General features: G+C 65.9%; 9 protein-coding genes. 4 read left to right on the top strand and 5 right to left on the bottom strand.

All coding sequences use genetic code 11. The features are described 5' to 3' along the window. Positions 1 to 163: 163 nt before the first annotated feature. A complete protein-coding gene (locus I6F36_RS06030) occupies positions 164 to 2458 on the top strand; it encodes a TonB-dependent siderophore receptor (protein WP_225171116.1) in 2295 nt (764 codons plus the stop codon). 51 nt (positions 2459 to 2509) lie between these two features. On the opposite strand, the gene I6F36_RS06025 is transcribed toward I6F36_RS06030, so the two are convergent. The 5 genes from I6F36_RS06025 to I6F36_RS06005 all read right to left on the bottom strand — a co-directional run bounded on the left by I6F36_RS06025 (position 2510) and on the right by I6F36_RS06005 (position 8548). Then, positions 2510 to 3961 (bottom strand): aldehyde dehydrogenase, encoded by a 1452-nt coding sequence (locus I6F36_RS06025; RefSeq protein WP_225171115.1) that lies wholly within the window; start codon positions 3959 to 3961, stop codon positions 2510 to 2512. Between the two features lie 35 nt (positions 3962 to 3996). After that, positions 3997 to 4728 (bottom strand): ABC transporter ATP-binding protein, encoded by a 732-nt coding sequence (locus tag I6F36_RS06020; RefSeq protein ID WP_036028046.1) that lies wholly within the window; start codon positions 4726 to 4728, stop codon positions 3997 to 3999. Beyond that, on the bottom strand, positions 4721 to 6391 hold the full coding sequence (locus I6F36_RS06015) for an ATP-binding cassette domain-containing protein (RefSeq protein ID WP_050996039.1): 1671 nt from the start codon (positions 6389 to 6391) through the stop codon (positions 4721 to 4723). The genes I6F36_RS06020 and I6F36_RS06015 overlap by 8 nt, the downstream gene beginning before the upstream one ends. Continuing rightward, positions 6388 to 7263: a branched-chain amino acid ABC transporter permease gene (locus I6F36_RS06010; RefSeq protein ID WP_036028047.1), complete on the bottom strand. Its 876-nt coding sequence runs from the start codon at positions 7261 to 7263 to the stop codon at positions 6388 to 6390. Before I6F36_RS06010 ends, I6F36_RS06015 begins: the two co-directional genes overlap by 4 nt. 64 nt (positions 7264 to 7327) lie before the next feature. Then, the gene (locus I6F36_RS06005; RefSeq protein ID WP_036028048.1) at positions 7328 to 8548 is read right to left on the bottom strand and encodes an amino acid ABC transporter substrate-binding protein; all 1221 of its coding nucleotides are present in this window, start codon (positions 8546 to 8548) and stop codon (positions 7328 to 7330) included. 256 nt (positions 8549 to 8804) lie between these two features. Here I6F36_RS06005 and I6F36_RS06000 point away from each other — a divergent pair, with 256 nt between their 5' ends. The 3 genes from I6F36_RS06000 (at position 8805) to I6F36_RS05990 (ending at position 12100) form a co-directional block, all read left to right on the top strand. Next, complete coding sequence (locus tag I6F36_RS06000; protein WP_225149684.1) at positions 8805 to 9680, top strand: helix-turn-helix domain-containing protein; 876 nt, start codon at positions 8805 to 8807, stop codon at positions 9678 to 9680. 212 nt (positions 9681 to 9892) lie between these two features. After that, complete coding sequence (fsrB, locus tag I6F36_RS05995) at positions 9893 to 11185, top strand: siderophore utilization protein FsrB (RefSeq protein WP_036028050.1); 1293 nt, start codon at positions 9893 to 9895, stop codon at positions 11183 to 11185. Positions 11186 to 11272: 87 nt separating this feature from the next. Beyond that, positions 11273 to 12100 (top strand): hypothetical protein, encoded by an 828-nt coding sequence (locus I6F36_RS05990; RefSeq protein ID WP_225171114.1) that lies wholly within the window; start codon positions 11273 to 11275, stop codon positions 12098 to 12100. The last annotated feature ends 87 nt before the right edge of the window (positions 12101 to 12187 follow it).

The following is a 12187-nucleotide window of genomic DNA, read 5'->3' as shown; positions in this document are numbered from 1 at the left end:
AATTCCAAAGAAGCAGCGCGCATGAGCGCATGCGTCGCACGTGCTGTGCACACGTCTGGAGAAATTCTAACGCCGTTCCTATCGCACTCCGAAACCGCCTGAGTTAGGGCGGGCCATCAAGATCGATACCGGCAAAGCCGGCAGTGCGTGGGGCTCAACAGACGTGACCGATTTCCAACCTTCTTCGCGTAAGAACACGCGCCGCCGACAGATTCAGACGCTCTTCCTCGGTGCGGCCAGCACATTTGCTGTCGCCGCGCCCTTCGGCTCTGCCCAAGCCCAGACGCAGATTCCCGCTGTCACCGTCGAAGCGCCGACGCAGCGGGCTCGTCCGGTGGCCATTGCGTCGTCGCGAAGGGCGGGGGCGACACGTACCGCACGCGCCAATCGTCGCAGCACGGAGCAGCAGGCTGCGCCAACCCAGTCGGCCTCATCGAACGGTGCAACGGGCGAACGCGCCAATGGCCCGGTACGCGGTTTCGTTGCGACGCGCAGCGGCACCGCCACCAAGACCGATACGCCGCTGATCGAAACGCCGCAGTCGGTGTCGGTCATCACCACCGACCAGATCAGAAACCAGGGCGCGGTCTCGATCGGCGAGGCCTTGCGCTACACCGCCGGCGTCAGCGGCGACGTCAATGGCGGCTCGGACACCCGCTTCGGCGGCCTCCAGATCCGCGGCTTCGACATGACGATGCCGGGCCTCTTCGTCGACGGCCTGCGGATTCCCTCCAGCAACTACGTGCACTTCAATGGCCTCGAGCCCTATGGGGCCGAGCGTATCGAGGTGCTCAAGGGTCCGTCCTCCGCGATGTATGGCGGCAGCGGCACAGGCGGCGTTCTCAACTACGTGACCAAGCTGCCGACGGCGCAGCAGTTCGGCGAGGTCTCGATCTCGGGTGGCAGCTTCAACCGCTATCAGGGCCAGTTCGACATGGGCGGCGCCGCCAACAAGGAAGGCACGGTGCTGTGGCGCCTGACCGGCGTCGTGCGCGACGGCGAGACCCAGGTCGATTTCAGCAAGGACAATCGCGTCTTCATCGCGCCCGCCGTCACCTTCAAGCCGAACGAGGACACCACCATCACCCTGCTCGCCAACTATCAGCGGGACCGGGCAGGGTGGGGCCTTCAGTTCCTGCCGGCCTCGGGCACGGTTTGGCCGAACAACGGCCGCACCATCCCGGTCTCGTTCTTCGCGGGCGTGCCGGGCTTCGACGCATTCAACACCGAGATCGCAACCGTCGGCTACCAGCTCGCGCACAATTTCACCGACAACGTCACGTTCCGGCAAAATCTGCGCTACGCCTATCAGCACAATGAGGAGAAGGTGTTTTACGGCGGCGGCTATACCAACGAGGCCGCAGGGCAGCTCGCGCGCTATGGCAGCTACAGCAACTCCTACATCAACTCATTCGCCGTGGACAACCAGCTCCAGGGCAAGTTCACCACCGGCATTCTCAGCCACACCACGCTGGTTGGCGTCGACTATCGCAACACCTCCTTCCGCGACACCGCCTTCGGCGTCACGACCTCGTCCCCCGAGATCAACGTCTTCAACCCGAACTACAGCTACGACTACGCCATCGGCGCCATGTACGACAACACCGGCGTCAAGCAGTCCCAGGTCGGCGTCTATGCGCAGGATCAGATCAAGCTCGGCCGGCTCTCGTTCCAGCTCGGCGGCCGTCAGGATTTCGTGACCACGCAGGTCGATAACGGTATCGCCAATACCACGGCCGCGAAGGACGCCTCGGCCTTCACCGGCCGAGCCGCCGTGATGTACAATTTCGATAGCGGCATCGCGCCCTATTTCAGCTACTCGGAATCGTTCCTGCCGCTGCTCGCGACCGGGTTTGGCGGACAAATGCTCAATCCCGAGACCGGCGTCCAATACGAGGTCGGCGTCAAGTATCAGCCGATCGGCTGGAACGCGCTGTTCACCTTCGCCGCCTTCGACCTGACGCGCGATAACGTCGCTGTGTACGTGCCCGCGGCCACCTTTTACGAACAGATCGGGCAGGTGAAGTCGCGCGGCATCGAGCTCGAAGGCACGATGTCGCTCGCCGATGGCTGGAACCTGCGCGCCGCCTATGCCTATGTCGACGCCATGGTCACGCAGGATCCGGTGAATGTCGGCAAGGCGCCAACTACTGTGCCGCTTAACCGCGCCTCGCTGTGGAGCGACTATACGCTGCAGAACGGGCCGCTCGCCGGCCTGCAGTTCGGCGGCGGCATCCGCTATGTCGGCGCGACCTGGGGCGACGAGGCCAACACGTTCAAGGTGGGATCGTCGACCGTTCTCGACGCGCTGCTGGCCTACAACAGGGACAATTGGCGCCTGGCGCTGAACGTCACCAATCTCGCCGACACCCGCTATGTCGCCTCATGTTACAGCATGTCGGGCTGCTTCTACGCGGAAGGGCGGAAAGCCATCGCCAGGCTGACCTACCGCTGGTGAGCACAATGCGAGGACGGTCCGGCCTTGGAGACCGGACCTGCATCCCGCCGATCAGAACGGATAGTGCCGGGGCCCGGTCTGCACGGTGATCCAGCGCAGTTCGGTGAACTCGTCGATTGCGGCCTTGCCGCCGAAGCGGCCATAGCCTGACGCCTTGGTCCCGCCAAACGGCATCTGAGGCTCGTCATGCACGGTCGGAGCGTTGACGTGGCAGATGCCCGCCTCGATCCGCCTGGCAACGCCGAGCGCACGGGCGATGTCGCGGCCGAACACGGCCGAGGAGAGGCCGTATTCGGTGTCGTTGGCCACGCGCACGGCCTCGTCGATCCCGCTCACGCGCACCACGGTCACGACCGGACCAAAGCTCTCCTCGCCATAGATCCGCATCGCCGGCGTGACATGGTCGACGATGGTGGCGGGCATAATGGTGCCGCTGCCGTGGCCGCCGGCAGCGAGCACGGCGCCCTTGGCGACGGCATCGTCGATCAGGCCCCGGACGCGCTCGCAGGCGGCGTCACTGACCAGCGAGCCCAGCACGACATTGCCCTTGCGGGGATCGCCCAAGGGAAGGCTCCTGGCCTTGGCGGCGAACTTGGCGATGAAGGCGTCCGCCACCTTGTCGTCGACCACGATCCGCTCGGTCGACATGCAGATCTGCCCCTGGTTCATGAAGGCGCCGAACGCTGCCGCATTCACGGCGGCGTCCAGATCGGCATCGTCGAGGATCACGAGCGGGGCCTTGCCGCCGAGCTCCAGCAGCGCGCGCTTCAGGTGCTTGGCGCATGCGAGTGCGATGAGGCGGCCGACGCGGGTCGAGCCGGTGAAGTTGACGCGGCGGATCGCAGGATGGGCGATCAGCGCCTCGACCACCGCCTGCGCATCCTCCGGCGCGTTGGTGACGACATTGACGACGCCGTCACCGAGGCCGGCCTCCGCCAGGCAGCTTCCGATCAGCCGATGCACGCCCGGGCTCATCTCGGACGCCTTCAGCACCACGGTATTGCCGCAGGCGAGCGGCATCGCGACCGATCGCACGCCGAGGATCACGGGAGCGTTCCAGGGCGCGATGCCGAGCACCACGCCGACCGGCTGGCGAAACGCCATGGCGAGGTTGTCGGGCTTGTCGGTCGGTATGACTTCGCCGGATATCTGCGTCGTCATGGCCGCGGCTTCGCGCAGCATGCCTTCGGCCAGGTGCACGTTGAATCCGGCCCAGCCCGCGGTGGCGCCGGTTTCAGCGACCATCAGCGCGGTGAACTCCGCGGCACGGCGCGCGAGGATGTCGGCGGCCGCATTGAGCCGCTTGCGGCGCTCCGACGGGCCGAGCTGTGACCAAGCCGAGAACGCGGCGGCCGCAGCGTCCGCGGCCCGCATCGCGTCGTCGATCGAGGCCGCCGCCACGATCGTCGCGACGTCGCCGGAGATCGGGTTGTGGCGCTGGAAGGTACGCTGATGGCTGGCCGACTGGTCCTTGCCGCCGATGAGAAGGTCGATCGCGTTCATGATGCACTCCAAAGGTTGCAGGCGGGATTGAGCGATTATGGTGGGGACGGGGCCGCGCGGGCCTTGCCGAGATAGGCGCGCTGGACCTCCGGATCGTTCTTCATCGCACTGGCCGGCCCGCTGCCGGCGTTGCGGCCGGACTCGATCAGGTAGACACGGTCGGCGATGTCGAGGCTCGCCCGCGCATTCTGCTCGACCAGCAACACGCTGAGGCCGCTGCTACGGATCTCCGCCAGTGCACGGAACACTTCGCGGCTGAGCAGGGGCGACAGGCCGAGCGAAGGCTCATCGAGCAGGAGCAGCAGCGGGTTCGACATCAGCGCCCGGCCGATCGCCACCATCTGCTGCTCGCCGCCGCTCATGGTGCGAACGGCCTGGGCCATACGCTCGGCAAGGCGCGGGAACAGTCGCAGGATCCTCGCGAGCCGGTCTGCCTCGCCTGCGCGGGCGCGGGCGGGGTAGGCGCCGAGCTGCAGATTCTCGGCAACCGTCAAATCGCCGAATACGCCGCGGCCTTCGGGCACCAGCGCGATGCCGCGCTCCACGATCAGGTGGGCGGGCAGCTCGCCAATGTGATGTCCCTCGAACCGGATCGTTGCGCCGGGGGCAGGTTTGACCAGCCCGGCGATGCTCTTGAGCAGGGTGGACTTGCCGGCGCCGTTGGCGCCGAGGATCGCGACGATCTCGCCTTGCCCAATAGCGAGCGCAATGTCGGCGAGAGCCTGGTGCTTGCCATAGAAATGGGAGAGGGCGGCGACCTCAAGCATCGTCGCCTCCGAGATAGGCTGCAACGACTTTTGGATCGGACAACACGGCCTCCGGCGCGCCGCGCGCGATCACGCTGCCGGCATTCATGACGATGCAATGGCTGCACAGCGCTCGAATCGCATCCATGACATGCTCGACCATGATGATGGTGAGGCCGCGATCGCGCAATTTCGCGATCAGCGCGATGCCGGTCTCGAGCTCGCTCGGGTTGAGGCCCGCCAGCCATTCGTCGAGCAGCACGAGGCGCGGCTGCAGCGCCAGCGCGCGGGCAAGCTCGAGCCGCTTCTGGTCGATATAGGTCAGGTCGCTCGCGGGCGTTTCCTGCAGCTTGCCGAGCCCGACGAGGTCCAGCAGCTCGCTTGCCGTTGCGCCCGAGCCGTTCGTCGTCGAGAACAGCTGCGCCGCCGCAACGTTTTCGGCCACCGTCAGGTCCGGCATCACGCGCACCAGCTGGAACGTGCGCGCAAGGCCAAGGCGCGCAATCTGGTGCGCGCGCATACCGTTGAGGACGATGCCGCCCAGCCGGATCGTGCCCGAGGAGGGCCGCAGCGCCCCGGACAGCGTATTCAGCAGCGTCGTCTTGCCGGATCCGTTCGGGCCGATGATGCCGATGATCTCGCCTGGCGTGACTGTGAAGCTGACACCGTCGACGGCGCGTAGTCCGCTGAACGATTTGCTGACACCGTCGACCGCGAGCAGCGGTGCATCGCCCGCGCGGGCGGGCGCGGCGGCGGGACCGCCGGCCGGAACACGCCAGCGGCCCGCCCCGAACAGGCCGATCACGCCGTTCGGCAACACCATCACGATGAACACGAAGATGACGCCGAGCACGATGCTGAAATGGTTGGGCAGCGTCGCCGTCAGCACCTCGAAGAGCAGGACCAGGGGAATGACGCCCAGCACGGGCCCGAACAGCGAGCCCGCGCCGCCCAGCAGGGCCATGATCACGACCTGGAACGAGATGGTCGGATTGAACGCAATGGCCGGATCGATATAGGTCCAGCGTGGCGCCATGACCGCGCCGGTCACCGCCATGAAGGTCGCGCTCAGAATGAAGACGCCGAGCTTGATCCGCGTGGCATCGATGCCGGAATGGCTCGCCGCGGTCTCGTCGGCGCCGATGGCGCGCAGGGCCAGCCCATAGCGCGAGCGCCCGAGCATCCAGCCCACCAGGAAGACGACCGCGGTCAAGCCCAGCAGCTGCCAGTAGAGAACGTCCTGCGTCACCGCACTGAAGAGATAGCGGCCGACCGATTTGTGGATGTTGACCTCGTACCAGATCACGAGCTGCCGGATCAGCTCGGCCAGGCCGAAGGAGAAGATCACGAAATAGATTCCGGACAGCCGCAGCGTCGAAAGCCCGGTGATTGCGGCGGTGAGTGCGCCCACGCCGGCTGCGGCCAGCAGCACGACCGGCCAGGGCATGGTCTCGCCGAGCACCGCAGCCGTGTAAGCGCCGAGCCCGAAGAACGCGACCGTTGCAAGCGAGATGTAGCGCGTCGGGCCCGAGAACATCGCCCACGCGGTCGCCAGGATCGTGAAATAGAGCACGCTGATGCCGAGCGCGAGATAATAGCCGTTGGCATAGAGCGGATAGGTGACGAGGCATGCGGCGAGGGCGAGGCCGGCGCACCACAGCAGAATGCGGACGGGCCCCGTCATGACGCCGCCCTGCCGAACAGGCCGGTGGGCTTGATCACGAGCACGCCGAGAAACAGTGCGTAGGTCGCAGCCAGCGTCAGACCGGGATCGACCAGCCGCGCCACCGCGGTCTCGACCACACCAAGCAGCAGTCCGGCGACCAGCGCACCGATGACGTTGCCGACACCGCCCATGATGATGACGACCAGTGCCTTCATGGTGAAGACCACCCCCATCGCGGCATTGAAGGTGAGGAACATGCTGATCAGCACGCCGCCGACGGCGACGAGGCCGCCGCCAAAGGCAAACGCCAGCCCCGACAGGGCCGCGACGTCGATGCCGACGAGACGCGCGGCGTTGGCATCGACTGCGATGGCGCGTACGGCAGTGCCGATCCGGGTGCGGGTGAGGGCGAGATACACGGCGCCGCCGACCAGCGCCGCGAACAGCAGCGCGACGAGCCGATTGACAGCAAGCGTCGAGCCCATGATCGTCAGCGGAATGGAGAGATAGCTATAGCTGTAGTACTGGCCGCCAAAGGCGACCAGCATGGCGCCCTGGATCACGAACAGCACGCCGAAGGTGACGAGGATGCTGTCGATCTCCTGCGCGCCCCGGTCCTTGCCGCGCCGCATCAGCCGTTCCAGCAGCAAGCGATACAGCAGCCAGTTCAGCACCATCGCGACCGGGACCGCCAGCAGCAGCGCCGCGAGCGGGCTCAGCCCAAGGCCGCCGTAGAGCGAGAACGCGCCGAAGGCGGCCGCGACCAGCGACTCTCCATAGGAGAGGTTCATGATCCGCGCCACGCCATATTGCAGCGTCAGCCCGAGCGCGATCAGCGCGTACATGCCGCCGAGCACGAGGCCCGGCAGGATGATGTCGACAAGCAACATGAAGCGGCGTCCCCTTGAGCGGACGGCAGGCAGGCCTCGCCGACGCAAGGCCTGCCAACCAGCCTTACTGCCACTGCGGCTTGGGCACGACCGCGGCACGCGCGCCCGGCAGCGAGGTCGGTGCGAGGGCGTAGAACTCGCCGTTCTGCCACTGTCCGACGCTCCAGACCTCCTGAAGCAGCCCGTCCTTCAGCTTGACCTTGCCGATGATGGTCTCGAACGTGCCCGCACGGATTTCCGCCGCGACAGCGGTGCGATCGAGCTTGCCGACCTTTTCGATCGCCTGCTGTAGCACCTGCAGGCTCGCATAGGTGATCGAGCTCGCCCAGCGATCGGGCTCCTTGCCGGTCGTGGCCTTGTGGCGCGCCAGATACTCCTTCAGCTGCGGAGACTCGGCATTCCAACCGCCGATGCCCATCACGCCGTCGCTGTTGGCGGCAAACTTGCCCTTGTAGAGCGGGAACGCGGTGCCGACGCCAACATAGAAAACCTTCGGGTTGAACTTCAACAGCTGCGCCTGCTCGGTCAGCGCGATCGTATCCGGCGGATAGCTGAAGGCGACGAACGCATCCGGGTTCGAGGCGATCGCATCCTTCAACAGAGGCTGGAGATCCTGCGTGCCCATCGGATAGGTCTTGTCATAGCCGAGCTTGAAGCCGTGCTTCTTGAAGGCCTCGCGGCCCGCGGCGGACAGCTCGATGCCGAACTGGTCGGCGATGCTGACCATCGCGATGTTCGCCCCGATCTTGCCTTCGCTCTTCAGCTTGCCGAGCAGATCGGCGAGCCCCTCGGATATCTGGGCCGACGTCCCGAGCCAGAACGTCGCGTTCGACCAGCGCTTGGCAAGCTCCGGCGCCTTGTCGGTCACCGACGTGACCGCGAGGTGAGGGTAGCCCAGACGGTTCAGAGTCGGGCCGACCGCGAGATTGAGACCCGTGCCCCACGGCGAAAGAATGAAATCGACCTTGTCCTGGTTGGCGAGGCGCTCGATCGCCTTGACGGCTTCTTCCGAGCTGCTGCGGTCGTCATATTCGACCACCTCGATCGGTAGCTTCTTGTCGCCGAGCTTGATGCCGCCGGCGGCATTCACGTCCTTCACCCACAGCTCATAATTGGGCAGGGTGGTGATGCCGGCGCCGCCGGCATAGGGACCGGTCTTGGAAATGGCGTAGCCGATCCGGATCTTCTCCTGCGCATCGGCCGTGGACGGAAAGGTCCAGAGCGTTCCGGCCAGAGCCGCAAGGCCAGCGACGCGCAGCAACGTTCGACGGTTCGCCGAAAACATATCGTGTCTCCCTCCTGTTGCACTCAAGCGACTGTTGGCATCGACGTGAGTGGTCGTTTCCTCTTTGGTCCCGACTTTCTCCAGGGCGGCATCATTGAGCCGGCCGCCACCGAGACTTGACCTAGCAAGCATCCCGAGCTTTGCTCGCACAATGGACAAATCCGGTGAAAGATTGGACGGTTCTGGCCTCGATGGCCAAGTGCGTCGAGGCGTCGCGGGCTCAGATCCGGCACCGGCACCCGCCCCGAGTGGGGCTGTGCCTGTGGGCGCCGAGCTGATCGCGGCGCATTACGTCGCGCGGCGATGGACGCTGACCTCGAAAGCGGCCCGTCCGTTCATTCATCTGCTCTGCCTTCCCGGCGGCGGGACCGCTGAGATCGGTCAGGCCGGCAGGACCATGCGGACGGTCGGACCCGCGCTGGTCTGGCTCCCGGCAGGATCCGCCGACTATCTGGAGGTGTCGGCAGGCACGACTGCGCAGCTGCTGCAATTGCGCGCCGGTATCTGGCATCGCTATCTCCCGCCATCGGCAGAGGCGGCCTATCTCGCGCTCGAGGGGGCGGGCGGCACCTTGGCGTTGCAGGTCGAGGCCGATCTCGCGGCCACGATCGCGCGTTCCATCGCGGCGATCGCCGCCGAGGTCGCCACGCCCGCACGCAGCGGTGCAGCGTCGATCATGTCGGCGGAGCTGACGCTGTGCGTGCTGCGATTCTGGCGCCTGTTCGCTGGCGACGGGAACCGCAACGAGGAGAGCAGCAGCACCGAGATCCTGAGCCGGTTCCGCAGGCTGCTCGAGGAGCGCTATCAACAGCACTTGCGCGTCAGCGATTACGCCAGTCTACTCGGCACCACGCCGGATCGCCTGCACGCGCTGTGCAGCCGCGAGCTGAAGCGCTCGCCGAGCGAGCTGATTCAGCAGCGCCTCGTCAGGGAAGCGGCGACGCGGCTGGAGGCTGGAACCATCGCCGTCAAGCAGATCGCATTTGCGCTGGGCTTCACGGACACCGCCTATTTCAGCCGCTTTTTCCGCAAGCACACCGGCGAGGCACCGGGCGTATGGCGTCGGCGCGTTGCGGCACGCGCGAGAGCGGGGCGATCGAGACCGACGCTGAATTTTGCCGATTGGCCGTAACGCACGCGGCTGCGTCGACACCCGATCACGCATGGACGCTTTGTCGCGCAGCTTATTGGCCAGTCTCGATAAATTCTAATGTCGGACCTCTCGCACTGCAACTGTCCCTGCGTTAGGCCGAAGGCCCACCGGCTGAACTGCCGGCGGCGAGTCCAATCGAAAAGCGGTCCGGCAAATGAGGGGCCGGGCCCAGTGGGAATGAGATCTGAGCGATGAGAGCGATATTCGGCAAACTGCATCGCTGGGCGGGACTGCTGACGGCCGCCTTCCTGTTCTTCTCCGGCATCACCGGCGCGATCATCTCCTGGGATCACGAGCTCGACGACGTCCTGAACAGCCATCTGTTCGATGTCTCCACGAAGGGCCCGGCCATTCCCTCGCTCGAGCTTGCCAAGATGATCGAGCAGCGCGATCCCCGCGCGCGCGTCGTCTACCTCTTCATGACGCCGGAGCAGGGCCACTCGCTGTGGTTCTTCGTCATGCCGCGGATCGATCCCGCGACCGGCAAGCGTTACCCGCTCGACTACAATCAGGTCTTCCTCGATCCCAACACCGGCGCGGAGCTTGGCCGGCGTTATTGGGGCGCGGTGTGGCCCGTCACGCGCGAGAATTTCGTCTCGTTTCTGTACAAGCTGCACTACACGATGCACATCCCGGAATTCTGGGGCAGCGACCGCTGGGGCATGCGCGTGCTCGGCATCATCGCCATCATCTGGACCATCGATTGCTTCGTCGGCTTCTACCTGACGCTGCCCTCGCGCCGGCGCGCCAAGGCCGCGCGGGCGCCTGAGGTCGCGCGCCAGCTCGAGCGCGGCTTCTGGGCGCGCTGGGCGCCGGCCTGGACCATCAAGACCTCGGGCAGCGCCTACCGGATCAATTTCGACATCCACCGCGCATTCAGCCTGTGGACGTGGGGCGTACTGTTCATCATCGCCTTCACCGCGTTTTCGCTGAACCTCTACTTCGAGGTGTTCTCGCCGCTGATGAAGATGGTGTCGAATTACACCCCGACACCCTATGAGCAGCGGCCCTATCGCGATCTCGATAATCCGATCGAGCCCAAGATGACGTTTGCCGAGATTGCTGCCCGCGCGGCCGCCGACGGCAAGGCGCGAGGCTGGACCACCCCGGTCGGCGCGCTCAGCTACGGCCCGGCCCATGGCGTCTACGCCGCCGCGTTCTTCCATCCCGGCGACGATCACGGTGCCGGCGGCGTCGGCCCGGCGCAGCTCTATTACGACAGCGAGGACGGCCGCCCCATTGGCGAGCGGCTGCCCTGGGTCGGCACCGCCGCCGACATCTTCGTGCAGGCGCAGTTTCCGCTGCATTCGGGCCGCATCGTCGGACTGTTCGGGCGTATCCTGATCTCGGTGATGGGCCTCGTGGTCGCCGCGCTCTCTGTCACCGGCGTCGTGATCTGGTGGCGCAAGCGCCGCGCCCGCGTTCGCGTGCGGGAGACGGCGGCCGTGCGGCTGAACCGGGAGCAACTGACGCCGGCAGAGTAGGGCACCCGCGTTCCGCCAATGGATGAACCTTGGCACGCGGCGTCGGCACAAAGATGGAGATCGCTCTCCAGTCTTCCCGGAATTGCAATGAGATTGCTTGCCTTGCTCTGCCTGCTCGTCCTGGCCGCGCCCGCCGGGGCGGCCGCGCCCGAGCAGCATTATCTCGACCTGCGCGACCGCTACATCGCAAAATTCTCGAATGCCAAGGAGAGCGACGAGATCTACCAGCAGCACGATGCGGCCCTGAAGGAGCTGGCCGGCGTGCTGCGCGGCCTGGTCGGTCCGGTCGCGATCAAGGGACTCCCGGCCGAGAGCAAGTCGAACGTCGATACGCTGTTCAAGGACGACATCGGCTTCGGCCATCTCGACGGGCTGAGCTTCGCATCCGAAGGCGACAAGATGCAGGCTGTAGTGACCACGACCGGGCTGCTCAGCCACTGGCTTGGCGAGCATCGCGAGGACGGCATGCCTCAGGAGAGCGGCGCCGCGTTGAAATCCGACCGCTTCTATTATTACGCCATCCAGGACGCCGCCTTTGCGATCTACGCAGAGCTGCCGATCACCAAGCCGGTCAAGGCGAGCGTGGCAGCCGCTGTGCTCGGCGTGCGCGGCAATGGCGGCCTCAAGGGCCCGCCGGACGAAATCGATGTCGTCGCGATCCAGGGCGACAAGGTCTATTTCCTCGCGGCAAGGGAGGCCGTGAAGACCGCCCCGATCCCGACCTGCGAGAAGGTCTGGAAGCAGATGATGGCAAAGCCCGTCGACAAGAAAGACCCGCGCGGCGAGATGGCCCGCGAGGACAAGGCAATGACCGCCTTCACGGCGTGCTTCGCCAAGGAAGCCCCGAGCCAGAGCTGGTATGCGGCCGCCGTCAAGAAGGCGCAGAGCCAGCTGGACCGGCTGCCGCTTCCCTAGGAATGCCAGCTCGATATTCTCCGCCGTGATCCTCCGGCTGTGAACCACCGGCTTTGAACCACGCCTTAGCCTGCGCAGGCGAGGCGG

The sequence above is a fragment of the Bradyrhizobium sp. BRP19 genome, from assembly GCF_020194195.1.
GTDB lineage: Bacteria > Pseudomonadota > Alphaproteobacteria > Rhizobiales > Xanthobacteraceae > Bradyrhizobium > Bradyrhizobium yuanmingense.
The sequence above is the reverse complement of the archived record's forward strand: the minus strand, read 5'-3'. Positions and strand labels throughout refer to the sequence as shown.